The sequence below is a fragment of the Mitsuaria sp. BK037 genome (assembly GCF_014193045.1).
Classification (GTDB): Bacteria; Pseudomonadota; Gammaproteobacteria; order Burkholderiales; family Burkholderiaceae_C; genus Roseateles.
Window position 1 is genome coordinate 144,643 of the sequence record NZ_JACHYS010000002.1, and the last position, 23,525, is coordinate 168,167.

At 69.3% G+C, this 23,525-nt stretch carries 25 protein-coding genes and 1 tRNA gene; 6 read left to right on the plus strand and 20 right to left on the minus strand.

The genetic code is table 11. The features are described 5' to 3' along the window. Together FHT37_RS12765 and FHT37_RS12770 are read left to right on the plus strand one after the other, a co-directional pair. Positions 1-4,353, plus strand: a complete 4,353-nt coding sequence (locus FHT37_RS12765; protein ID WP_183481821.1) for a translocation/assembly module TamB domain-containing protein — start codon at positions 1-3, stop codon at positions 4,351-4,353. A 125-nt stretch (positions 4,354-4,478) separates the two neighbouring features. Next, a tRNA-Arg gene (locus FHT37_RS12770) sits at positions 4,479-4,553 on the plus strand. 109 nt (positions 4,554-4,662) lie between these two features. Here the strand turns inward: FHT37_RS12770 and FHT37_RS12775 are convergent. Both FHT37_RS12775 and FHT37_RS12780 read right to left on the minus strand, forming a co-directional pair. Beyond that, positions 4,663-5,358, minus strand: coding sequence for a hypothetical protein (locus FHT37_RS12775; RefSeq protein ID WP_183481824.1), 696 nt, complete (start codon positions 5,356-5,358; stop codon positions 4,663-4,665). A gap of 399 nt (positions 5,359-5,757) precedes the next feature. After that, positions 5,758-6,099 carry a cupin domain-containing protein gene (locus FHT37_RS12780; protein WP_091725747.1) on the minus strand — a complete coding sequence of 114 codons (342 nt, stop codon included), beginning with the start codon at positions 6,097-6,099 and terminating at the stop codon, positions 5,758-5,760. A 322-nt stretch (positions 6,100-6,421) separates the two neighbouring features. Here FHT37_RS12780 and FHT37_RS12785 point away from each other — a divergent pair, with 322 nt between their 5' ends. Then, positions 6,422-7,867, plus strand: a complete 1,446-nt coding sequence (locus FHT37_RS12785; RefSeq protein WP_147241654.1) for a S41 family peptidase — start codon at positions 6,422-6,424, stop codon at positions 7,865-7,867. A 113-nt stretch (positions 7,868-7,980) separates the two neighbouring features. Here FHT37_RS12785 and tatC read toward each other — a convergent pair whose 3' ends face one another. The 12 genes from tatC to argB all read right to left on the minus strand — a co-directional run bounded on the left by tatC (position 7,981) and on the right by argB (position 15,400). Beyond that, positions 7,981-8,775 (minus strand): twin-arginine translocase subunit TatC, encoded by a 795-nt coding sequence (gene tatC / locus FHT37_RS12790; protein ID WP_091725756.1) that lies wholly within the window; start codon positions 8,773-8,775, stop codon positions 7,981-7,983. Next, a complete protein-coding gene (tatB, locus tag FHT37_RS12795; RefSeq protein WP_091725760.1) occupies positions 8,772-9,257 on the minus strand; it encodes a Sec-independent protein translocase protein TatB in 486 nt (161 codons plus the stop codon). The genes tatC and tatB overlap by 4 nt, the downstream gene beginning before the upstream one ends. A gap of 11 nt (positions 9,258-9,268) precedes the next feature. Further along, the gene (tatA, locus tag FHT37_RS12800; RefSeq protein WP_091725763.1) at positions 9,269-9,499 is read right to left on the minus strand and encodes a Sec-independent protein translocase subunit TatA; all 231 of its coding nucleotides are present in this window, start codon (positions 9,497-9,499) and stop codon (positions 9,269-9,271) included. 190 nt (positions 9,500-9,689) lie between these two features. After that, complete coding sequence (locus tag FHT37_RS12805; protein WP_091725766.1) at positions 9,690-10,037, minus strand: histidine triad nucleotide-binding protein; 348 nt, start codon at positions 10,035-10,037, stop codon at positions 9,690-9,692. 75 nt (positions 10,038-10,112) lie between these two features. Continuing rightward, entirely contained in the window at positions 10,113-10,514 is a 402-nt protein-coding gene (locus tag FHT37_RS12810; protein ID WP_091725769.1) for a hypothetical protein, read from the minus strand. After that, on the minus strand, positions 10,511-10,879 hold the full coding sequence (locus FHT37_RS12815) for a phosphoribosyl-ATP diphosphatase (protein ID WP_183481827.1): 369 nt from the start codon (positions 10,877-10,879) through the stop codon (positions 10,511-10,513). The genes FHT37_RS12810 and FHT37_RS12815 overlap by 4 nt, the downstream gene beginning before the upstream one ends. Positions 10,880-10,884: 5 nt before the next feature. Beyond that, entirely contained in the window at positions 10,885-11,277 is a 393-nt protein-coding gene (gene hisI / locus FHT37_RS12820) for a phosphoribosyl-AMP cyclohydrolase (protein ID WP_183481830.1), read from the minus strand. A gap of 46 nt (positions 11,278-11,323) precedes the next feature. After that, positions 11,324-11,806: an NUDIX domain-containing protein gene (locus FHT37_RS12825; RefSeq protein WP_091725781.1), complete on the minus strand. Its 483-nt coding sequence runs from the start codon at positions 11,804-11,806 to the stop codon at positions 11,324-11,326. Then, the gene (locus FHT37_RS12830; protein ID WP_183481833.1) at positions 11,799-12,752 is read right to left on the minus strand and encodes an ATP-binding protein; all 954 of its coding nucleotides are present in this window, start codon (positions 12,750-12,752) and stop codon (positions 11,799-11,801) included. The genes FHT37_RS12825 and FHT37_RS12830 overlap by 8 nt, the downstream gene beginning before the upstream one ends. Before the next feature lie 56 nt (positions 12,753-12,808). After that, entirely contained in the window at positions 12,809-13,447 is a 639-nt protein-coding gene (gene slmA / locus FHT37_RS12835) for a nucleoid occlusion factor SlmA (RefSeq protein WP_091725790.1), read from the minus strand. Between the two features lie 113 nt (positions 13,448-13,560). Continuing rightward, on the minus strand, positions 13,561-14,349 hold the full coding sequence (locus tag FHT37_RS12840; protein ID WP_310732152.1) for a response regulator transcription factor: 789 nt from the start codon (positions 14,347-14,349) through the stop codon (positions 13,561-13,563). A gap of 136 nt (positions 14,350-14,485) precedes the next feature. Next, a complete protein-coding gene (argB, locus tag FHT37_RS12845; RefSeq protein ID WP_091725796.1) occupies positions 14,486-15,400 on the minus strand; it encodes an acetylglutamate kinase in 915 nt (304 codons plus the stop codon). A 113-nt stretch (positions 15,401-15,513) separates the two neighbouring features. Between argB and FHT37_RS12850 the strand changes: the two genes are divergently transcribed. Genes FHT37_RS12850 through FHT37_RS12860 form a run of 3 tightly spaced genes read left to right on the plus strand, consistent with a single transcriptional unit; the run spans position 15,514 to position 17,369 of the window. Then, positions 15,514-16,500 (plus strand): cation diffusion facilitator family transporter, encoded by a 987-nt coding sequence (locus FHT37_RS12850; RefSeq protein WP_183481836.1) that lies wholly within the window; start codon positions 15,514-15,516, stop codon positions 16,498-16,500. After that, positions 16,497-16,934 carry a D-aminoacyl-tRNA deacylase gene (gene dtd, locus FHT37_RS12855; protein ID WP_183481839.1) on the plus strand — a complete coding sequence of 146 codons (438 nt, stop codon included), beginning with the start codon at positions 16,497-16,499 and terminating at the stop codon, positions 16,932-16,934. Before FHT37_RS12850 ends, dtd begins: the two co-directional genes overlap by 4 nt. A 51-nt stretch (positions 16,935-16,985) precedes the next feature. Then, positions 16,986-17,369, plus strand: a complete 384-nt coding sequence (locus tag FHT37_RS12860) for a VOC family protein (RefSeq protein ID WP_091725807.1) — start codon at positions 16,986-16,988, stop codon at positions 17,367-17,369. A 75-nt stretch (positions 17,370-17,444) separates the two neighbouring features. Here FHT37_RS12860 and FHT37_RS12865 read toward each other — a convergent pair whose 3' ends face one another. The 6 genes from FHT37_RS12865 to FHT37_RS12890 all read right to left on the minus strand — a co-directional run bounded on the left by FHT37_RS12865 (position 17,445) and on the right by FHT37_RS12890 (position 23,499). Beyond that, positions 17,445-18,410, minus strand: coding sequence for a tripartite tricarboxylate transporter substrate-binding protein (locus FHT37_RS12865; protein WP_183481842.1), 966 nt, complete (start codon positions 18,408-18,410; stop codon positions 17,445-17,447). Positions 18,411-18,549: 139 nt separating this feature from the next. Beyond that, positions 18,550-19,848 carry a phenylacetate--CoA ligase family protein gene (locus tag FHT37_RS12870; RefSeq protein ID WP_409072708.1) on the minus strand — a complete coding sequence of 433 codons (1,299 nt, stop codon included), beginning with the start codon at positions 19,846-19,848 and terminating at the stop codon, positions 18,550-18,552. Continuing rightward, complete coding sequence (locus FHT37_RS12875) at positions 19,833-20,123, minus strand: hypothetical protein (protein WP_147242213.1); 291 nt, start codon at positions 20,121-20,123, stop codon at positions 19,833-19,835. The genes FHT37_RS12870 and FHT37_RS12875 overlap by 16 nt, the downstream gene beginning before the upstream one ends. A gap of 47 nt (positions 20,124-20,170) precedes the next feature. Next, the gene (locus tag FHT37_RS12880; RefSeq protein WP_091725821.1) at positions 20,171-20,977 is read right to left on the minus strand and encodes an ABC transporter ATP-binding protein; all 807 of its coding nucleotides are present in this window, start codon (positions 20,975-20,977) and stop codon (positions 20,171-20,173) included. Between the two features lie 14 nt (positions 20,978-20,991). Next, complete coding sequence (locus FHT37_RS12885; protein ID WP_183481845.1) at positions 20,992-22,335, minus strand: ABC transporter substrate-binding protein; 1,344 nt, start codon at positions 22,333-22,335, stop codon at positions 20,992-20,994. A 99-nt stretch (positions 22,336-22,434) separates the two neighbouring features. After that, entirely contained in the window at positions 22,435-23,499 is a 1,065-nt protein-coding gene (locus FHT37_RS12890; RefSeq protein ID WP_147242214.1) for a branched-chain amino acid ABC transporter permease, read from the minus strand. Positions 23,500-23,525: the final 26 nt, after the last annotated feature.

The window sequence follows — 23,525 nt, forward strand, 5'->3', positions numbered from 1 at the left end:
ATGAGCGATCCCCGCGACGACCTCCCGCCGCCCGCGCCCTCCGGCACGACGCCCGCTGCCGCGCCTGTGCCTGATGGCTCTGGCGCCGACGCATCGGCCACGGACGCCGCCACGGTGTCGCCGGGCGGCGGCCCTCCCGGCCCGACCGACAACGGCGACACGGCCCGACGGCTGCGCCGTCGGCGCCGCGGCCGCGGGCTGCTGTGGGTGCTGCTGGCCGTGCCGGTGCTGGTGGGCCTGCTGCTGCTCGCGCTGGTCTGGGCGCTGAAGACCGAAGGCGGCACGGCCTACGTGCTCGCGAAGGTGCCGGGGCTGACGCTGCAGCAGGCGCGCGGTCGCCTGCTGGGCGACTTCGACGTCGACCGCGCCGAGCTGGTGTTGCCCGGCACCGAGGACCGCATCGTCCTGGAGCAGCTGCAGTGGCGCAATGTGCGGCTGGCCTGGAACCGGTCGCCGCTGCTGTGGGGCGAGGTCCGGGCGGACCGGCTGGCCGTCGCGCGGCTGCGGGTGCAGATGGCGCCCAGCGCGTCGACCGAGCCGGCGAAGCCGCCGCTGAGCCTGCTGTCGCCGGTGGCCATCACGATCGCCGACCTCGAGATCGGCGAGCTCTTCGCGCCCGGTTTGGACCAGCCCCTGCGCGGCCTGCGCGGCAGTGCGGCGCTAGGCAGCGACGGCGGCGAGCAGCACGCGCTGACGGTCAGGTCGCTGGCCTGGCAAGGACTGACCCTGGCCGGCGAGGCCCGCATCGCGACGCGCGACGACCTGAAGCTCGCCAGCCGCTGGACGCTGAGCCAGCCCGCCGGCGAGTTGCCGTGGACGGCACCGTTCCAGCTGGACGGACCGCTCGCGGACCTGACGCTGAGGGGCTCGCTCGAGGCGGCGAAGCAGCGGCTGCAGGTGCAGGCGCGGCTGCAGGCCTTCGCGCCCTTCCCCGTCGCCCAGCTGCAGGCACGGGCGCAGGACCTGGACCTGGCCGCGCTGCTGCCCGGCACCGACGGCGTGCCGCGCACCGGCCTGACCGGCCTGGTCACGATGACGCCGAACGCCGACCGGTCGCTGAGCGTCAAGGCCGACCTGGACAACGGCGCGGCCGGCCGTCTCGACCAGGACCGCCTGCCGCTGCGCGCGCTGCAGCTGGACCTGTTGCTGGACCCGTCGAACTGGACCCGGCTGCGCCTGCCGCGGCTCGATGCGCAGTTGGCCGGCGGCGGTCGACTGCAGGCCGTCGGCCAGACCAGCCAGTCGGGCGGCAGCGCGCTGACGCTGCGCCTGACCGGCCTGGACAGCCGCCAGATCGATGCACGATGGCCGCTGGTCCAGGCCCGCGGCGAATTGAAGCTGGGTACCCCGGCAAGCCTGGCCGCGCGGGGCGCCGACCCGGTCCTGACGGTCGAGGGCGACCTGGCCGGCGTGCTGGGCCAGGGCAAGCTGCAAGCGCCGCTGGAGGTGACGCTGGCGGCCGAGCTCCGGCAGCGATCCGTCGCGCTGCAGCGGCTGCAGGCCCGCTCCGGCCCGGCGACGCTGAAGGCCGAAGGCGAGTTCACCCTCAACGAGGCGCTTTCCCTCGCCGAGGGCTGGAAGACGCGGCTGGAGGCTTCGGTGCAGGGGCTGGATCCGCGCCGCCTGAGCGCGGAGCCGCTGGCTGACGGCGCGCTGCCGCAGGCGCTCAACGGCCGCCTGCAGGCGACGCTGCAATCGGTGCGCGGCAGCCTCTGGCCGCAAGGCAAGGCCGAGTTCGACCTGAAGCCCAGCCAGTGGCAAGGCCTGCCGCTGAGCGGCCAACTCCGCTACAGCCGCAACGGCGCGGCCGCGCCGGACCTGCTCGCCGACCTGAAACTGGCGGACGCCACGCTGCAGGCGCGCAGCCGCATCAACGCCTCGGCCCGTCGCGAACAGGTCGACCTCTCGATCGAGCTGAACGCGCCGAAGCTCGCCAGCCTGCAGCCGATGCTGCGCGCCCGCTTCCCGCAGGCGACGATCGTCGGCAGCGCCCAGGCGCAGGCCAGCGTCGTGCTGATCCAGCCCGGCGCCCGCCAGGCGCAGTACGGCAGCGACGGCAAGTGGCAGCTGCAGGGCCTGGGCCTGTCCGGCGTGCCGGGCCTGCCGGCGAATTCCGGCAGCCGGCCGGCGCTGCAGCTCGACGCCGCCTCGGGCCAGTGGTCGCTGTCCAGCCTGAAGGACGCGCGCCTCGCCTGGACGACGCAACTCCGCCAGTTGCGCCTGCCGCAGCAGAGCACGCGACTGGACGACCTGCAACTCGAGCTGTCGGGCAGTTGGGCCCAGCATCGCCTGACCCTGACCACGCAGGGCCAGGTCCCGCTGCCGCCGGTGCTGACGCAGCCCACCGCGACCAAGGTGGTCGCGCGCGCGCAGGCCGCGAGCGGCGCGGGCGGCACCCTCGCCCAGACCGTGCCGCTGGACCCGCAGGGCGCTCGCGCCCGGCTCGCGCTGGAGGGCGCGCTGGACACCGATCCGCTGCAGGCCTGGCGCCAGGGCGCGAACTGGCAGGCCCGCAACCTGGCGCTCGCGCTGGAAGCCAGCCAGCAGCCGACGCCGCTGCTCAAGGCCGGGCCGCTGGCACTGGCGCTGCGGCTCGACCGCGGCCTCGATCCGCGGCAGGCGGCGCTGGCGCCGGGGCGGATGGAGCTGCTCGGCGCCGGCCTGCGCTGGGACCGGATGAACTGGCAGAGCTCGTCGCGGTCCGACCTGCCCTCGGGCGAATGGGACGTGCAGGCCGCGCTGGAGCCGCTGGCCGCGGCGCCGGTGCTGAACAAGCTGCAGCCGGACTTCGGCTGGGGCGGCGACCTCCAGATCGAAGGCCGCTTCAAGTCGCGTCGCGACGCGCGCGGCCTGACGGTGGACGCAATGATCGAGCGCACCCGCGGCGACCTGACCGTCACCGACGAAGTCAGCACCCAGCGCCTGGGCCTGACCGACCTGCGCCTGGGCGTGATCGCCGACCAGGGCGTGTGGCACCTGGTGCAGGGCGTGGCCGGCGAGAACATGGGCGCCGTCGGCGGCGCCCTGACCTTCCGCGCCGCCAACGCGCATGCCCTGCCGACGCCAGGCGCCAAGCTCGAAGGCGGCATCGAGGCCAAGGTCGACAACATGGGCAACTGGGGCCCGTGGCTGCCCGCCGGCTGGCGCCTGGGCGGCAGCCTCGCGGCGACGCTGAGCTTCGGCGGCACGCTGGGCGCGCCCGAGATCCGCGGCCAGGCCGGCGCGCAGAAGCTCTCGCTGCGCAATCCGCTGATGGGCGTGGACATGCAGCAGGGCGAGCTGGCGCTGACCATGAGCGGCCGCGAGGCCAGGCTGGAGAAGTTCAGCGCCCGGGCCGGCAACGGCACGGTGAACATGGACGGCACGCTGCGCTTCGGCGCCCAGCCCAGCGCCGAGCTCTCGCTGAAGGCGGACACCTTCGCGCTGCTGCAGCGCGTGGACCGACGCGTCGTCGCCACCGGCGCCGCGCAGCTCAAGGCCAGCGCGCAGCTGCTGGACCTGAAGGGCCAGTTCGTCGTCGTCGAGGGCCTCTTCGACTTCTCCCGTGGCGACGCGCCGCAGCTCGACAGCGACGTGCAGGTCGTGCGCCAGAGCGCGCCGCCCAAGGCGGTCGACGGCAGCGGCAAGCCGATGCGGCTCAAGCTGGACCTCGACCTGGACCTCGGCCGGCGGTTGCAGCTCAAGGGCTACGGCATCGACACGCGCCTGCGCGGTTTGCTGCATGTGGCGCAGGACGGCCAGCCCAGACCGCAGATGACCGGCGAGGTCCGCAGCGAAGGCGGCACCTTCAACGCCTACGGCCAGAAGCTGGTGGTGGAGCGCGGCGTGTTCAGTTTCGTCGGGCCGCTGGACAACCCGCGGCTGGACGTGCTGGCGATCCGCCCCGGCATGGAGAACGAGGACGTGCGCGTGGGCGTGACCGTGACCGGCACGGCCAACAGCCCGCGGATCCGGCTCTACTCCGAGCCCGACATGAGCGAGACCAACAAGCTGTCCTGGCTGGTGCTGGGCCGCTCGCCGGACAACCTCGGCCGCAGCGACACCGCGCTGATGCAGCGCGCCGCGATGGCGCTGATCAGCGGCGACGGCGAGAGCGCCAGCGACAAGCTGATCCACAACATCGGCCTGGACGAGCTGTCCTTCAGCGGCGAGGGCGACGACGCGCGGGGCACCGTCGTGCGGCTGGGCAAGCAGGTGAGCCGCAACGTCTTCGTCGCCTACGAGCGCGGGTTGAATGCGACCACCGGCTCCTGGCAGGTCATCTACAAGCTCGCGCAGCGCTTCACGCTGCGGGCGCAGGCCAGCGAATACCAGCAGGGGCTGGACGTGATCTGGCAGTGGAAGTGGGAGTAGCGGGGCTGTAGCAGGCCTGTAGCAGACCCGTGGCGCGGCCGAGGCCGAGCGGCCGCGTGCCAGGCGCTCCTTCCATGCGAGAATCCGCCGCTTTCGCGCAGCCGCCCGCCCGGGCGCTGCGTGGGCTCTCCGTAGTTCAATGGATAGAACGGCCGCCTCCTAAGCGGCAAATCTGGGTTCGATTCCCGGCGGAGGGACCATCGGGTTTGTCCACGCGGTTTCTCGCAAACCCTGACACTCCGCCTGACCCCACATTCGCCAGGAGTCAGTGCCCCACTCGCCCCGTACTCCCAGACCGGCCCGATGGCTTTACGGTTTTGAGGTCCACGCGGATACGGAGTTGGAACGGAACGCGGCCTCCATCCTCTTTGAGAGCACTAGCGCCTTTTCTCGCTGAGGCGAACCTTCCGGCCACTTTGAAAGCGCATAGCTCTCAAAGCTTCCGTCGCATATTCCGGTCTGCAAGCAGGCGGTGAAGGTTCGAAGATCGTTGGAGCGCTCCGCCTCCAGCGACGTGGCGTTGAAGGAGGCAAGCAATACTGCGCGACGGAATATTTCCGCGTCCTCGGGAGCTCTGAAGTCTTCACCTTGAAACCGCGGAAGGCCGGCCAATACCACTGCTGCCGATGCGAGTTGCCCTTGTTTGGCGAGTTCAACTAGCGCTTCGCCGGTCTTCGCATTGATATTGAAAAGATCGGCACGTGCCTTGTTGTAGCTCTTCGCATAGACATCGTCTTCGCGAGCGCGGTCTGCGGGGACCTCAAGACGAAAACTGCTGCAGCGACTCTGGACCAATTGTTGCGCCTCAATGAACCGCGCTTGGAACGCCGCAGGATCCTTTCCAAGCTTATTGGCCCGCTGGGCGGCAATGTCCGGCAGGCTGCTTCGAGCGACCCGGTTCGCCTCTCGGCACTGGAAGGTCACCTGATCCGAGTTGGCGAAAGAGCCAGGTCCCGATAGGGCTTGCTGCTCGGTGACAAATGCCAGCGGATCAGGGCTGGACATACCTCTTGCGAGCGCCCCCACACCCGGCGGCTGTGTTGGAGTCGGCAGACGTGCGGGGGACATATCCGTTGCCCTCGGATGAGACGCTGGAGAAGCCATTTCCGTTATCGCTGCAGTTCCTCCGAGCGATGGCGCGCGCAGACTAACTGGGTCACCGTCACCGCGATATGCCCAAAGGCCCAATGCGGCTGCGCAGGCCACCAGGATGAACGAAACATGGCTTCTCTTCATGGGGCGCAGTTGTTTTGCTCAGCTCGTGATGCAGGACTTCGGCCAGCTCAAGCCGATCCGCAAGAGCGCGAGTGGCCTGGTGCGAGTGGCCCGACAAGCGGCTGACCGCCGGAGGGACCACAGACGCCCCGCGCCGGTCTCGCATGGGTCTCGCGCCGCACCAACGATTCAGCGCTTCAGCACGATCGTCACCAGCGCCGACGCGTCCACGACGCCGGTCACGCCGTGCACCACCCCGCCCTCCAGATAACAGAGCTGCCCCGCGCGCAGGCGCTGGCGCTGCTCGGCGCCGTCGCGTAGCACGCTCAGTTCGAGCTCGCCTTCCAGGCAATGGAGCGTAATCTCCCCGTCCACCTTGTGCGGCGGCAGCGACTTGCCCCGCGGCAGCACCACCCGCATCACCTCCAGGCCCTCCGACTTGAACAGCGCGGAGGACGGCGTCCCGGACAAGGCGGCGCCAAGCGGCGCGACATCGATCGGCTGGGCGGGGGCGGCATGCGGCAAGGCCATGGCTCTGCTCCTGAAAGGCTGACGACGGCGGCGCGGGTACGCGCCGCGGCTGGCGATCGGGCCATCATGGCACCGACCGGCGCGACGCGCACCCCCGGCGCGGCCCTGCCCTGCCGGAAGTCATCGCCCCCCGTGACGAACGGGATCGGCAAAGCGCCAGGATTGCGCGCGGTACGCGTAAAAGCGGGGTAAACCGACTTTTCATGCCGGGCCGCCTTTTTGCCCGACGCATATACTGGGAACGCCTTTGTTCCGTCCCGCGCAACGGGGACGAACAAGCGGCGCCAAGCAGCCAGGCTGTACTGATTCAAGGTTTTTCATCATGGGCGCCAAACTGAAAGTCGCGGGCTGGGTCGCGTTGGGAGCGATGGCCGGGGTCATGACGACGATGCAGCTGCAGGCCAATGCGCGCAGCACGACCAGCCCCCTTCCGCTCGAGGAACTGCAGCAGCTCGCCGCCGTCTTCGGGATCGTGAAGTCCGACTACGTCGAATCCGTCGACGAGAAGAAGCTGATCAACGATGCCATTTCCGGCATGGTCAGCGGCCTGGACCCCCACTCCCAGTTCTTCGACAAGAAGAGCTTCAAGGAATTCCGCGAAAGCACCTCCGGCAAGTTCGTCGGTGTCGGCATCGAGATCGGCATGGAGGACGGCCTGGTCAAGATCGTCTCGCCGATCGAAGGCAGCCCCGCCTTCCGCGCCGGCCTCAAGAGCGGCGACCTGATCAGCAAGATCGACGACACCGCGGTCCGCGGCCTGACGCTCGACCAGGCGGTCAAGAAGATGCGCGGCGAACCCGCCACCAAGGTCACGCTGTCGATCTACCGCAAGTCGGAGAGCCGCACCTTCCCGATCACGATCACGCGCGAGGAAATCCGCGTCCAGAGCGTGCGCGCCAAGATGGTGGAGCCGGGCTACGCCTGGATCCGCGTCAGTCAGTTCCAGGACCGCACCGTCGAGGACTTCACCCAGAAGCTCGCCGACCTCTACAAGCAGGACCCCAAGATCAAGGGCGTCGTGCTGGACCTGCGCAACGACCCGGGCGGCCTGCTCGAGGGCGCCGTCGCCATCTCCGCGGCCTTCCTGCCCAAGGGCGTGGAAGTGGTGTCGACCAACGGCCAGCTCGCCGAATCCAAGGCCAGCTATCGCGCCGATCCCGACTTCTACGCCCGCCGCGGCTCCGGCGACCCGCTGCGCCGCCTGCCCGAGGCGCTCAAGAGCGTGCCCCTGGTGGTGCTGGTCAATGAAGGCTCCGCCTCGGCCAGCGAGATCGTCGCCGGCGCGCTGCAGGACCACAAGCGCGCGACGGTGATGGGCCTGCAGACCTTCGGCAAGGGCTCGGTGCAGACGGTGCGCCAGCTCGGCCCGGACACCGCGGTCAAGCTCACCACCGCCCGCTACTACACGCCGAGCGGCCGCTCGATCCAGGCCAAGGGCATCGTGCCGGACATCCCGCTGGACGAGACCGCCGAGGGCAACGTCTTCGCCGAGCTGCGCATGCGCGAGGCCGACCTCGAGAAGCACCTGCACGGCGCCGACGAGAAGACGGAAGAGGCGCGCTCGAAGGAACTCGAGAAGATCCGCGAGGAGCGCCGCCAGAAGCTGGAGGCCGACTACGCCAAGCGCGCCGAGCCGCCCAAGCCGCTGCCCGAGTTCGGCAGCAGCGAGGACTTCCCGCTGCGCCAGGCGCTGAACCAGCTGCAGGGCAAGCCGGTCGCGGTTTCCAAGGTGGCCCAGGAACGCAAGGCGGAAGCCAAGACGGAGTGAGCGACATCGGCCGGAGGCCGACGAGCCACTTTCCCGACCCCCAATGAAAAACGCCCGGTGCATCGCACCGGGCGTTCTTGTTTGGGGGGGCCTGGCTGAGCGCTAGTGCCGTCTCAACCGGCCGTCGTGCCCTTGTGTTCCTCGGTATCGTCCGGCGCGCGCGTGTAGCGGGCAAAGGCGCCGGCGGCCCACAGGCCCACTTCGTACAGCAGGCACATCGGAATCGCGAGCGCGAGCTGCGAGACGATGTCCGGCGGCGTGATCACGGCCGCGATGACGAAGGCCAGCACGATGAAGTAGCCCCGGAACTGCTTGAGCTGCGCCACCGTGACGATGCCCATGCGGGCCAGCACCACGACGACCACCGGCACTTCAAAGGCGGCGCCGAAGGCGATGAACATGTTCATCACGAAGCCCAGGTAGGCCTCGATGTCCGGCGCGGCGGTGATGCTCTTGGGCGCGAAGCTCTGGATGAAGGTGAAGACCTTGCCGAACACGAAGAAGTAGCAGAACGCCACCCCCGCGAAGAACAGCAGCGTGCTGGACACCACCAGCGGCATCACCAGCCGCTTCTCGTGCGAGTACAGCCCCGGCGCGACGAAGGCCCAGACCTGGTACAGCACCACCGGCAGCGCCAACAGGAAGGCCGCCAGCAGCGTGATCTTCAACGGCACGAGGAAGGGCGACAGCACGTTGGTCGCGATCATCGAACTGCCCTGCGGCAGGTGCGACACCAGCGGCACGGCCAGCAGGTCGAACAGGCCGCCGGGACCGGGCCAGGCGCACAGCAGGCCGAAGGCCACCCCGATCGCCAGCAGCGCCCGGATCAACCGGTCGCGCAGCTCCATGAGGTGGGACACAAAGGGCTGTTCGGTGCCGGCCAGTTCGTCTTCTTGGGGGCTGCTCATGAGGCTCGGCGAGGAGGACGGAAGCGCGCCACGCGGGCCGCGCCGGATTGGGCATGGCGTTTCACGCCCAGCCGCTGCTTGTACCAGAGCGGCGTGGCGCCCCGCTTCAGGCGCCAGTTCTTCTTCGGATGCGCGTAGACCGGGACCGGTGACGCGTAGCCGCCGATCGAGCCATCCGCCGACGTGCCGTCGACGGACAGGTCGGACCAGGTCGACTGCAGCGCCTGGTTGGCGGAATCCACCTGCTCCTGGACGCTGGCGTGCACGTCGCTGACGGCGGTCTCGAACTGGCCCTTCATCTTCTGGAGTTCCTCCAGTTCGATGGACCGGTTCACTTCCGCCTTCACGTCGGCGACGTAGCGCTGCGCCTTGCCCAGCAGCGTGCCCACCGTGCGGGCCACGCGCGGCAGGCGCTCAGGGCCGAGCACGACCAGCGCCACCGCGCCGATCAGGATCAGCTTGTCGAAGCCGAAATCGACCATGCGGGTCGTGCTCAGCTACGGGTCTTGGCGTCGACGTCGACGGTGTTCGGATCGGCCGCCTTGTTGGTGTTGGCCACCTGCTGCGGCGGCGCGTCGGACGAGGTGCCGTCCTTCATGCCGTCCTTGAAGCCCTTGACCGCGGCGCCCAGGTCGCCGCCCACGTTGCGCAGCTTCTTGGTGCCGAACACGGCGATGACGACCACCAGCACGATCAGCCAGTGCCAGATGCTCAAACTACCCATGACATTCTCCAGAGTCGGAAGTCGAAATTCTAAGGGGCGCTCATGACAGCCATACCGGCGATCTGCGCCCCTCCCTGCCCGCATCAGCGGCTTATGCGCCTCACCCTACCCGCTGGGCGAACGCAACCCCTCGTATATCGAGCGGCCGGCGCTGGCTTTCCGGGGCGGTTGCGGGCGAAACGTGGGGCGTTCAGCCCTTCGACCAGGGGCGAGGCCCGCCGATCGCATGCATGTGGAGGTGGAACACCTCCTGACCGCCGTCCGCCCCGGTGTTGACCACGGTGCGGAAGCCGTTGGTGACGCCCAGTTCCTTCATCAGCCGCGGCACCAGCACCGACATCTTGCCCAGCAGCGGCGCATGCTCGGGCTGCAGGTCGGCCATGCTGGCGATGTGCTGCTTGGGGATCAGCAGGAAATGCACCGGCGCCCACGGGTGGATGTCGTGGAAACCGATCAGGTCGTCGTCCTCGTAGACCTTCCTGGCGGGAATCTGGCCCTGGACGATCTTGCAGAAGATGCAGTTGGGGTCGTGGCTCATGGTGGCGGCGGGAGCGGCGGTCGGGAATTGCGGCGAACCGGAATCAGGCGGAGGGCGAGGCGGCGAGGCGCTGCCTCAGGTCGGCATCGGCCGGCGGTCGTTCATCGCCAGCCAGCCGCGCACGATGCGGTACAGGAACCAGATCGAGATCAGGCACCAGGCGATCCAGCCCGGGATGATGAACAGCAGCCACAGCGGGATCGTCACCACGTACAGGATCCCGCACCACAGCACGCTGCGCAGGCGCCAGGAGAAGTGGGTGGCCTGCCAGGTGCCGACGGCCTCGTCGCGCTTCACCAGGTCGACGATCACCGCGACGATCAGCAGCACGATGCTGGCCTGCACGCCGGGCAGCAGTGCGCCGATGGCGACGATCGCGTGCAGCACGTAGCTGATGATGCCGACGGTGCGCAGGCTGGCCTCGCGCTGGGGATCCAGGGCGACGGACGGCGGTGGCGGATCGAACGACTCGGTCATGGGCGCTCCTGTGCTTGTCTGCTGGCGAATTCCTCAAGGCCGGACAGGCCTTCGCGGCGGGCGAGCTCGGCCAGCACCCGCTCGGGCCGCACGTCGAGCGCGGCCAGCGCCACGATCGAGTGGAACCACAGGTCGGCGACCTCGTACACCAACTTGTCGGGCGCGCCGTCCTTGGCGGCGATCACGACCTCGGTCGCTTCCTCGCCCACCTTCTTGAGGATCTGGTCCAGGCCCTTGGCGAAGAGCTTCGCGACATAACTCTTGTCGGGATCGCCCTCGGCGCGGCGCTGCGCGACCACGTCGCCGAGGTGCGCGAGCACGTCCCGCGAGAGGGACGCGCCGGCGGCGGTGTTGTCGGTGCTCATCGCGCTCAGGCCTTGTAGATGGTGGCCGGGTCCTTGAGGACCGGCTCGACGGTGGTCCAGCGACCCTGCTCGAGCTTCTGGAAGAAGCAGCTGTGGCGGCCGGTGTGGCAGGCGATGCCAGGCTTGTGGCCGTGCTGGGTGATGGTCAGCAGCACCACGTCGTTGTCGCAATCCAGGCGGATGCCGTGGACCTGCTGCACATGGCCGGACTCCTCGCCCTTGTGCCACAGCTTCTGGCGCGAGCGGCTCCAGTACACCGCCTCGCCGCGTTCGGCGGTGCGGGCCAGCGCCTCGCGGTTCATCCACGCGAACATCAGGATGTCGCCGGAGCCCTGCTCCTGCGCGATGACGGGCACCAGGCCGTCGCGGTCCCACTTGATCTGATCGAGCCAGTCCATCGCGGCAGTGTAGTCCGGCCCTGCCGACGCCGCCGGTCGCGCGCCCTCAGACGACATGGGTGAGCCCGACATGGAAGCGCTCCGCCGCGAACCACTGCAGCACCGGGATCGTGCCCGGCAGCACCGGCTGGACCTGCACCGGCAGGTGCTGCCAGCTCATGGCCTGGCCTTCGCGCATCTCGAATTCGCCGGTCCATTCGTAGACCTTGCAGAAGTGCAGCCGCACCTTGGCATGCGGGTACTCCATCAGCTCGATCTTCCAGGGATGGGCCGCGCCGATGGTGATGCCGAGTTCCTCGTGCAACTCGCGGCGCAGCGCCTGTTCCACCGTCTCGCCCGCCTCGAGCTTGCCGCCCGGGAACTCCCAGTAGCCGGCGTAGACCTTGCCCTCGGGGCGCGAGGTCAGCAGGAACTCGGTCTCCCGGCCGCCCGCCTCGCGGCGCACCAGCACGCCGACGGCAACGTCCACCGGCACACGGTCGGTGGCGGCGGACGGGCTGTGCGGATTGGCCTGTTGCGGCTCAGACATGGTCGAGGCCCTCCGGTGCGTCGCGGTCCGCGGTCGCAGCGACGGACGCGACCGGCGCCATGCCTTCATCGGCACCGCCGCGGCCGGCCAGGTCGCGGGCGAACTGGTAGGCGACGCGGCCCGAGCGCGAACCGCGCTCCAGCGCCCAGACCAGCGCCGGCTGGCGTGCCGCCTCGATGCGGGCGGCGTCCAGACCGAAGTGCGACAGCCACTGGGCGACGATCGCCAGGTACTCCTGCTGACTGAAGCTGTAGAAGCTGATCCACAGCCCGAAGCGCTCGCTCAGCGAAATCTTTTCCTCCACCGCCTCGCCCGGATGCACCTCGACGTTGCCGTCGCGCTCCGAGTGGGTGTAGCCGAGGTTGTCCTTCATCTGCTCGGGCAGCAGATGGCGGCGGTTGCTGGTCGCGTAGATCAGCAGGTTGTCGGTGGCGGCGGCGACCGAGCCGTCCAGCATCGACTTCAGCGCCTTGTAGCCGGCCTCGCCCTCGTCGAAGCTGAGGTCGTCGCAGAAGATCACGAAGCGCTCCGGCCGGTCGGCGACCAGGTCGGCCAGGTCCGGCAGGTCGACCAGGTCGGCCTTGTCGACCTCGATCAGGCGCAGCCCCTGGCCGGCGAATTCGTTCAGGCAGGCCTTGATCAGCGAGCTCTTGCCGGTGCCGCGTGCGCCGGTCAGCAGCACGTTGTTGGCGGGCTGGCCCTGCACGAACTGGCGGGTGTTGCGCAGCAGCCGCTCCTTCTGGGGCTCGACTTCCTTGAGGTCGTCCAGGCGGATCGTCGACAGGTGGCGCACCGGCTCGAGCCGCGCGCTCGCGCCGCGCTTGCGGTAGCGGAAGGCGACCGCCGCCTCCCAGTCGAGCGGCGTCAGGGGCTGGGGCAGCACGGCCTCCAGGCGGCTCAGCAGCGCGTCGGCGCGCCGCAGCAGGGCATCAAGGGCGTCGGACATGGGGCCGAGTGTAGGGGCCGCGCCCCCGGTCGGCGGGCGCTGGGCGGCGGCCGGACTCAGGCGAGCATTCGCATTGCGGCATCCAACTGTTCGGTGGGAAGCCGCTTGAAGCCGGAGCGCGCATACCGCTGCAGCCGGCCGATGATGAAGCTCACCAGCACCGAGGCCTGCGCCTGGGCCTCGACCGTCGGGGTGCTCGAGCCCGAGGCCTCGGCCGCGGTGCGCAGCGCCTGGCGCAGCGAGGACTCGACCTTGTCGAAGAACTGGTTCATGCGCGCGACCAGGCGCTCGTTCTCGTAGACCAGCGCGTCGCCGACCATCACGCGGGCCATGCCCGGGTTGCGTTCGCCGAACTGCAGCAGCACCGCGACGATGCGCTGCGCCTGGGCCAGGCCATCCGTCTCGCGCTCGGCGATCTGGTTGAGCAGCGAGAAGATGCTGGTCTCGATGAACTCGATGAGGCCCTCGAACATCTGGGCCTTGCTGGCGAAATGCCGGTAGAGGGCGGCCTCGCTGACTTCCAGCCGCGCGGCCAGCGCGGCGGTGGTGACCCGCTCGGCGCCCGGCTGCTCCAGCATGCTGGCCAGCGTCTGCAGGATCTGCACCCGGCGCTCCCCCGGCTTGAGCCGCTTGCGTGGCAGCTCGGCCGGCTTGGCGGCGGCGGAGTCCGAGGTATCCGGGGGGCTGGTGTGCATGGGAGGGGCCGAAGTGTGCGGCGATTCTGGCACAGCCCGAACACCGCCTTGACGCCGATGCCGGACGCCGTACGGGCCGGCGGTCGACGGCCGCAGGCGCGGCCCCGCTCCGGTCAGTCGCGCAGCCAGCCCAAGCGCCGCGCCTCGTAGATGGCCTCGACCTTGGAGCGCACCTGCAGCTTGCGGTAGGTGCGTTTCACGTAAGTCATGATCGTGTGCGGCGACACATTCATGAACTGCGCGATCTCGTCGAAGGTGAAGCCCTTGGCGGCCAGGTGCAGCACCCGCGATTCCTGCTCGGACAGCGCCACGACCTGCTCGTCGACCAGTGGCATCGGGGCCGACTCGCCGAAGCCGCGCGGATGGGCGCCCGCGCCCTGCGGCGCCAGGCGCAGCAGCAGGCGGCGCGCGATCACCGGCGAGATCGGGCTGCCGCCCGCGCGCAGCGAGCGCAGCTGGCCGGGCAGGTCCAGCGCCAGCGAGTCCTTGAGCAGGTAGCCGGTCGCGCCGGCCTCGATGCTCGAGAGCACATGCTGCTCGTCGCCGAAGACCGAGATGACCATCACCTCGCACTCCGGCGCGACATGCGCGGCATGGCGGATCAGTTCGATCCCGCTGCCGCCGGGCAGGTCGAGGTCGACCAGCAACACGTCGGGACGCGTCTGGTCGAACATCTTCCGCCCCTGCTGGAGATCGGTGGCCATGCCCACCAGACGGATGTCCGGCGCTTTTTCCAGGGCATGGGCGAACGCTTCGCGGAAGCGAAGCTGATCTTCGACGATCAAGACGCTGAACAGTGACATGCAATCCCTCACGGCTATGGAGCCGCTGCGGGGCGCATTCTGGGATGTCGCGTCTTTCAGCGGCAATCCCCAGCTTGCAGTGGTATGACCTTCGACCATCCCCGACTCCTGAGCGTTACGCGAGGGCAAAGCACGCTCCCGGAAACGACCGAGCCCCCTCGTTCGGAGGGGGCTCGGTGGGGAATTCCGCCCCTCTGGGGGAGCGCCGGGGACGCCCCCGGGGCACGAACTCAACTCAATGCGAGCGGATCATCGTGCCGTAGGCCTGCTCGGAGAGGATCTCCAGCAGCATCGCGTGGGGCACGCGGCCGTCGATGATGTGCACCGCCTTGACGCCGCTGCGGGCCGCGTCCAGCGCCGAGGCGATCTTGGGCAGCATGCCGCCGGACAGCGTGCCGTCGGCGAAGAGTTCATCGATCTCGCGGGCCGACAGGTCGGTCAGCAGCTTCCCCTGCTTGTCGAGCACGCCGGGGGTGTTGGTCAGCAGCACCAGCTTCTCGGCCTTGAGCACCTCGGCCAGCTTGCCGGCGACGACGTCGGCGTTGATGTTGTAGCTCTCGTTGCTCTCGCCGAAGCCGATCGGGCTGATCACCGGGATGAACTGGTCGTCCTGCAGCGCCTTCACGACGCTGGGGTCGATCGCGACGATGTCGCCGACCGAGCCCACGTCGTGCTCCTTGGCCGGATCGTCCTTGTCGATCAGCTTGAGCTTCTTGGCGCGGATCATGCCGCCATCGCGGCCGGTCAGGCCCACGGCCTTGCCGCCGGCGACGTTGATCAGGCCGACGATGTCCTGCTGCACCTCGCCGGCCAGCACCCATTCGACGACGCTCATCGTCTCCTCGTCGGTGACGCGCATGCCCTGGATGAAGTGGCCCTTCTTGCCGAGCTTGTTGAGCGCGTCCTCGATCTGCGGACCGCCGCCGTGCACCACCACCGGGTTCAGGCCGACCAGCTTGAGCAGCACCACGTCCTCGGCGAAGTCCTGCTGCAGCGCCGGATCGGTCATCGCGTTGCCGCCGTACTTGATGACGATGGTCTTGCCGTGGTACTTGCGGATGTAGGGCAGCGCCTGGGACAGCAGCTCCGCCTTGTCGCGCGGCGGGATGTGGCTGAGGTCGGCGTCGTGGACGGGCGGGGTGTTGCTCATGGTGCTGTCCGGATGAGGCGGAAGGGGGTGGCGAAAGGGGTGGTGGTGGGAGCCCTCCAGGGAGGGCGCGCAAGTCGAACGGGCGCCATTCTAGGACCGGCAAAATCGGCGCCATGCAAGTGCAGCAATACCTGAAGCTCTCGGTCCTCGTGGCAGTGCTGACCATCGCCCTGAAGACGGCCGCCTGGTGGTGGACGGGCTCGGTGGGCCTGCTGTCGGACGCCCTCGAATCGGGGGTGAACCTGGCCGGCGCGCTCTTCGGCCTGGCGATGGTGACCATCGCCCGTCGCCCGCCCGACGAGGACCACCCCTTCGGCCATCACAAGGCGGAGTATTTCTCCAGCGCCTTCGAGGGCGCGCTGATCCTGGTGGCCGCGCTGGGGATCGGCTGGGCCGCGATCGAGCGGCTGCGCACGCCGCAGCCGCTGGAGGCGCTGGGCGTCGGCATGGTGCTGTCGCTGGTGAGCACCGCGATCAACGGCGCGCTGGCCTGGAAGATGCTGCGGGCGGCGCGGGAGCACCGCTCGATCGCGCTGGAAGCCGACGCGCGCCACCTCTTCACCGATGTCTGGACCTCGGTCGGCGTCGTGGCCGGGCTGGTCGGCGTGCTGCTCACCGGCTGGACCTGGCTGGATCCGGTGCTGGCCATCCTGGTGGCGCTGAACATCCTGCGCGAGGCGATGCACCTGATGTGGCGCTCCACCGCCGGGCTGATGGACATGGCGCTCGAGCCCGAGGACCAGCAGGCGATCTCCGCCGTGCTGAAGGGCTTCGCGTCGCCTGAGCTGCGCTTCGACCATGTCGCCACTCGCGTCGCGGGTCAGCGCCGCTATGTCGATTTCCACCTGCACGTGCCGGCGCGCTGGACGCTGGGCGAGGCCGCGAAGCTGCGCGGCGAGGTCGAGCAGGCGCTGATGCGCGCGCTGCCCGGCATCCGCGCCAGCATCCAGCTGCTGCCGGTGAATGTCGAGACGCGCTTCGCCGAGCAGGCCGCGCAGGAGGCCCAGGTCCAGGCCCAGGCGCAGGAGGACACCCCGAAGGACGCCCCCGGCGCTCCCTCCCCGCTCACCCCACCCACCCCCAAGGAAGGACAGGCATGATCGCGCTGCTCCAACGCGTGAAGGAAGCCCGGGTCGATGTCGGCGACCGCTGCACCGGACGCATCGGGCCGGGCCTGCTGCTGCTGGTCTGCGCCGAGCCGCAGGACAACGAGGCGGTGGCCGACAAGCTGCTGCAGAAGATCCTGAAGCTGCGCATCTTCAGCGACGAGGCCGGCAAGATGAACCGCAGCCTGCAGGACGTGGGCGGCGGGCTGCTGGTCGTCTCGCAGTTCACGCTGGCGGCGGACACCTCCGGCGGGAACCGGCCGAGCTTCACCGGCGCCGCGCCCGCCGAGCTCGGCCGCCGGCTTTACGACCACCTGGTGCGCTCGGCCCAGGCGCAGCATCCGGTCGTGCACACTGGCGAATTCGGCGCCGACATGCAGGTCAGCCTGGTCAACGACGGGCCGGTGACCATTCCGATGCGGATGTGACAGACCTCCGAGCGACGACTTGAACGACCACCCGATGAAGGGGAGCCAACGATGATCAGCTACGTGACCTTGGGCAGCAACGACCGCCGCGCGGCCAAGGCCTTCTACGACGCGGTGCTCGCGCCGCTGGGCCTCAAGCCCGGCTACGCGGACGACGAGATGGTCGGCTACGGCCCCGAGGGCGGCGAGACCCAGCTGTGGATCGTGCAGCCCTTCAACGGCCTGGACGCGACCGCCGGCAACGGCACGATGCTGGGACTGGCCGCCTCGACGCGGGCCCAGGTCGACGCGGTCCACGCGGCGGCGCTGGCCGGCGGCGGCCGGGATGAAGGCCGTCCCGGCCTGCGCGAGAGCTACGGGCCCAACTTCTACGCGGCCTACTTCCGCGACCTGGACGGCAACAAGCTGTCGGTGGTGTGCCGCTCGCCGGCGTGACCCGGCGCCCGCCGCAATGAAAAAGCCCGCCAGGAGGCGGGCTTGCGGGGCGATCAGCCGGCGATCAATCGGCAATCAGTCAGCGTACTGGCCGGCCGCCTTGATGACCGGGGTCCACTTGTGGATCTCGGCCTCGACGAACTTCTTGTGCTCGGCCGGGTTCACGCGGTTGTCGGTCACGATCACCGCGCCCAGCGCTTCCTCGCGCTTGTGGAAGTCGGCGTCCTTGAGCGCCGTCTTCAGCGCGGTGTTGATCTTGTCCAGCACCGCCTTGGGCGTGCCCTTGGGCGCGTACATGCCGTGCCAGATCGACACGTTGAAGCCCTTCACGCCGGATTCGTCCAGCGTCGGCAGCTTGGCCAGCGAGCCGCCCAGGCGCTTGGGCGTGGAGACCGCGAAGGCCTTGACCTTGCCGCCGTCGATCTGCGAGGTGGTGTTGGTGGTCTGGTCGCACATGATGTCGACCTGGCCGCCGATCAGGTCGGTCATGGCGGGGCCGGTGCCCTTGTAGGGGACGGTGGTCATGTCGATCTTGATCGTGCTCATGTAGAGCAGGCCGCACAGGTGCGAGGCCGATCCCAGGCCCGCGTTGGCCAGGTTGATCTTGCCCTGGTTGGCGTGAAGCCACTTCTGCAGCTCGGCGTAGTTGTTGGCCGGCAGGTTCGGGCGCGAGATCAGCGTCATCGGCACTTCGTTGATCAGGCCGAGGTACTCGAAGTCGTCCAGGGTCTTGTACTGCAGGTTGCGGTACAGGGCCGGCGCGGTCGACATGCCGATGTGGTGCAGCAGCAGGGTGTAGCCGTCCGGCGCGGCCTTGGACACCTTGGTGGCGCCCAGCGTGCCGCCGGCGCCGCCGACGTTCTCGATCACGATGGTCGCGTTCAGCGGCTTGCGCAGCGCCTCGGCCAGGTCGCGGGCGACCTTGTCGGTCGGGCCGCCGGCGGCGAACGGAACGACGATGGTCACCGGCTTGTCGGGATATTCGGCCCAGGCGGCGCCGACGCTCAGCAACGCGACACAGGCGAGCAAGGTCTTCTTCATGGCTGTCTCTTCCTCGATGGAGGTGTGGGTGATGGCGCGGATGCTAGGTCGCCGCCCTTCCCTGCAACCTTCGGAAACTACGTAAGCCGGCCTCCCGCTGGGCCTGGGACCCGGGCATCTGCCGCGAAATAGCGGGAAATCAGTCGAACTTGCGCAGGTCCTCGATGACTTTTCCGTCGTTGGGCAGCGCGCCCTCGGCGACGAAAGCCACCTCGCCCCGCAGCTTGGTCACCTCGCGCAAGGCGACGGCCAGCTGGTCCGCCAGGCCCTCGGGGACGGCGCCGGCCGTCTCCACCCGCAGCGTCATCCGGTCCTGCGCCATCTCCCCCTCGACGACCAGCCGCCCGCGCCGCGCCTGCGGGAAGCGCCGCAGCACCTCGGCGACCTGGCCGGCATGCACGAACATGCCCCGCACCTTGGCGCTCTGGTCGGCGCGCCCCATCCAGCCCTTGATGCGCAGGTTGGTGCGCCCGGTCGGGCAACTGCCCGGCAGCACCGCCGACAGGTCGCCGGTGCCAAAGCGGATCAGCGGGTAATCCGGGTTGAGGGTGGTGACGACGACCTCGCCGACCTCGCCCTCGGGCACGGGGTCGCCGGTGCCGGGGCGGACGATCTCGACGATGACGCCTTCGTCCACGACCAGGCCCTGGCGGGCCGAGGTCTCGTAGGCGATCAGGCCCAGGTCGGCGGTGGCGTAGCACTGGAAGCCGGTCACGCCGCGCTCCACGCACCAGTCGCGCAGCGCGGCGGGGAAGGCCTCGCCGCTGACGAGCGCCTTGCGCACCGACAGCGGCTGGCCCTGCTCGGCCGCCTTGTCGAGCAGGATCTTCAGGAAGCTGGGCGTGCCGACGTAGGCGTGGGGCCGCAGCTCAGCCATCGCCTGCAGTTGCAGCTCGGTGTTGCCGACGCCGCCGGCGAAGACGGTGCAGCCCAGCGCCTCGGCGCCGCCTTCCATCATGGCGCCGGCGGGGGTGAGGTGGTAGCTGAAGGAGTTGTGGACCAGGTCGCCGGCGCGCAGCCCGGCCGCGTGCAGCGCGCGTCCGACGCGCCAGTAGTCGCGGCCCAGGCCTTCGGGCTCGTAGATCGTGCCGGGCGACTGGAACACGCGGCGCGCGCCGGTGTCGCGCTTCAGGCCGCGCCAGCCGATGGTGGAGAAACCGCCGAAGGGCTCGAAGGCGCCGCGTCCGCCGTCGGCGCGCACCGCCTGCTGGCGCGCCAGCAGTTCCGACTTGCGCGTCACCGGCAGCCGGGCCAGCGCGGCGCGGCTGCGGACCTGGTCGGGCTCGACCTCGGCCAGCAGCGCGGCGAAGGCCTCGGTGTGCTGCCGCGCGTTGGCGACCTGGTGCGGCAGCGCCGCCATCAGGGCGGCCTCGCGGAGCGCGGGATCGCGGGCCTCGAGGGTGTCGTAGAACTCCGCGGCCATCACTCGTCCGCCCATTGCGCGAGCCGGCGCTTGAGGTCGTCCTGGAGCTTGCGCACGTCGGCGGCGCTGCGGCAGGCGCGGGTCTCCCAGTCGGGGCTGCGCATCGGCTTCTTCGCCAGTTGCGCGCTGATCTGGCCGTCCCCGGCCGACAGCCGGAGGACCTCGCTGCCCTCGAAGCTCCAGCTGTCGCCGCGCTCGGTGAGCTGGCGCAGGTCGCGCAGCGCGCGGCGGAGCTGCACGAGCGCCTCCTCGACCTTGAACGGCGGTGGCGCGAAGAAGTCGTTGTCCATGAACTGCTCTCCCTTGGATCTCCGGTCAGGGCGCGCGGCGGCGGGCCTCAGGCCAGCCAGCGCTTGCGGCGCTTGTAGCTCTTGACGTCGCGGAAGCTCTTGCGGTCGGTGCCGCCCATGCCGAGGTAGAACTCGCGCACGTCCTCGTTGTCCCGCAGCGCCTGGGCCTCGCCGTCCATGACGACGCGGCCGTTCTCGAGGATGTAGCCGTAATCGGCGTAGCGCAGCGCCATGCTGGTGTTCTGCTCGGCCAGCAGGAAGGTGGTGCGCTCCTTCTGGTTGAGGTCGCGGACGATCTCGAAGACCTCCTCGACGATCTGCGGCGCCAGGCCCATCGAGGGCTCGTCCAGCAGCACCATCTTGGGATTGGCCATCAGCGCGCGCCCGATCGCGCACATCTGCTGCTCGCCGCCGGAGGTGTAGGCCGCCTGCGAGCCGCGCCGCGTCTTCAGGCGCGGGAAGTAGGCGTAGACCTTCTCGAGGGTCTCGGCCACCGCGGCCTTGCCGTCCTTGCGGGTGTAGGCGCCGGTCAGCAGGTTCTCCTCGATCGTCAGGTGCGCGAAGCAGTGACGGCCTTCCATCACCTGGATGACGCCGCGGTCGACCATGGCGGAGGTGGACAGGCGCTCGATGCGCTCACCGCGCAGTTCGATGGAGCCCTTGGTCACCTCGCCGCGCTCGCCGGCGAGCAGGTTGCTCACCGCGCGCAGCGTCGTGGTCTTGCCGGCGCCGTTGCCGCCGAGCAGCGCCACGATGCGTCCTTCCGGCACCTGCATCGAGACCCCCTTCAGCACGAGGATCACGTGGTTGTAGATGACCTCGATGCCGTTGACGTTCAGAAGGACATTGGTCATGGCGCGCTCCGGGCTCAGCTCTGGCAGTCCGCCGGGGTGCGGCGGGTGACCTTCTTGTCGCTGGCGTACTTGTCCGCCGCCGCCTTGACCATCGGCTTGATGATCTGCTCGTCGGCCTGCAGCCAGTCGGAGGAGAAGTTCCACTTGCTGCCGTCCCAGGTGTGGACGCGCGCCCAGGTGGAGCCCATGTGGTCCTGGCAGGAGGTGGAGATCGGCCGGATCAGGTTGCCCAGGCCGAGCGCGTCGAGCCGCTTCTGGTCGATGGACAGGTTCTCCAGGCCCCAGCGCACCTGCTCGCCGGTCATGACCTTGCCCTTGCCGAAGCGCTCCTGCGCGCGGCGGATCGCCTCGACGCTGAGCATCGAGATGATCATCCCGCGCGTGTACAGCACCGAGCCGACCTCCTCCTTGGGCCCGCTGCCCTGGCCCTTCTCATGGACATGCTTGAGGATGTCCTGCATGACCCTGGCCTGCTGGCCCGAGCCGTTCAGTGCCAGCGCGTTGTAGCCCTTGGCGCCTTCGCCCACGTCCTTGACGTCGGGCTCGGCGCCGGCCCACCACACGCCGTACATCTTCTCGCGCGGGTAGCCGGTGGCCTGGGCTTCCTTCAGCGCGGTCGAGTTCATCACGCCCCAGCCCCACAGCAGCACGTAGTCCGGACGCTGCTGGCGCACCTGCAGCCAGGCCGACTTCTGCTCGACGCCGGGCGCCGTCACCGGGATCTTCACCAGCTCGAAGCCATGCATCTTCTGCCGCTCCTCCAGCAGCGGGATGGGCTCCTTGCCGAAGGGCGAGTCGTGATAGACCAGCGCGATCTTCTTGCCCTTGAGCTTGTCGAAGCCGCCCTCCTTCTTCGCCAGGTGCTGGATCAGCATGTCGGCGGCGGTCCAGTAGCTGCCCATCATCGGGAAATTCCACTTGAAGACATTGCCGTCCTGCGAGGCCGACAGCCCGTAGCCCAGCGTCACCAGCGGGATCTTGTCGGTGGGCACCTTGTCGGTCAGCGCGAAGGTGATGCCGGTGGCCTGCGGATCGAACAGCGATGCGCCCTTGCCCTTGAGCCGCTCGTAGCACTCGACGCCCTTGTCGGTGGCGTAGCCGGTCTCGCATTCCTCGAAGGTGATCTTCACGCCGTTGATGCCACCGTCGCGCGCGTTGATCAGCTTCAGGTAGTCCTGCTTGCCGTTGGCCCAGGGCGTGCCGTTGGGCGCATACGGGCCGGTGCGGTAGACCAGCAGCGGGATGAACTGCTCCTTGGCCTGCGCCAGCGCGGCGCCCGAGCCGCCCAGCAGGCTGGCCGCGGCGGCCAGCATCAGCGCGGCGCGCGCCGCGATCGTCGAGGTCTTGTGTGGCTTCATCGGTCTGTCTCCTGGTGGCACTCGTGATGCCTTGTTGAATGTGTCGGAACCGGAAGGACTGCGGGGAACTGCGGAATCAATGCGGAATCAATGCGGCTTTCAATGTGGGAAAGGCCACAGGCGCAGCTTCTCCTTGGCGATCTGCCAGAGCCGCGCGAGGCCGTGCGGCTCGACGATCAGGAAGAACACGATCAGCGCGCCGAAGATCATCGTGGTCAGGTGCGAGGCCAGCGCCGTGTCGATCGGGATGCCGAACCAGTACGGCAGGTTGTCCAGCACGATGGGCAGCACGACCAGGAAGGCCGCGCCGAAGAAGGCGCCGGCGATCGAGCCCAGACCGCCGATGATGACCATGAACAGCAGCTGGAAGCTGCGGTCGATGGAGAACGCCGCCGGCTCCCACGAGCCCAGATGGATGAAGGCCCACAGCGCGCCGGCCACGCCGACGATGAAGCTGCTGACCGCGAAGGCGCTGAGCTTGGCCGCCATCGGGCGGATGCCGATGACGGCGGCGGCGACGTCCATGTCGCGCATTGCCATCCAGCTGCGGCCGATGTGCCCGCGCACCAGGTTCTTGGCGATCAGGCCGAACACCAGCACGAAGGCCAGGCAGAACAGGTATTTCTGCACCGGCGTCTCCACCGGCAGCCCCAGCACCGACAGCCCCGACACGCCGACGGAGCCCGAGGGCGAATCGTTGGTCAGCCACTTGATGCGCAGGAAGGCCCAGTCGCAGAAGAACTGCGCGGCCAGCGTCGCCACCGCCAGGTACAGGCCGCGGATGCGCAGCGACGGGATGCCGAAGAGCACGCCCACCACCGTGGCGCACAGCCCGCCCAGCAGGATGGCGGCGACCACCGGCATGCCGTCCACCCGCGCCAGGAAGTTGAAGGCCGCGTAGGCCCCCACCGCCATGAAGCCGCCGGTGCCCAGCGAGATCTGCCCGCAGTAGCCGACCAGGATGTTCAGGCCCAGCGCCGCCAGCGACAGGATCAGGAAGGGGATGAGAATCGCGCGCAGCAGGTACTCGCTCGCGAGTCCCGGCACCACGATGACCGCCAGCGCCAGCAGCAGCCCCATGGCCACGCGGTCCTGCGCGATCGGGAAGATCTGCTGGTCCGCGCCGTAGCTCGTCTTGAACTGGCCGTTCTCGCGATAGAGCATGTCGTTCTCCGTTTCAGGCGTTCGGG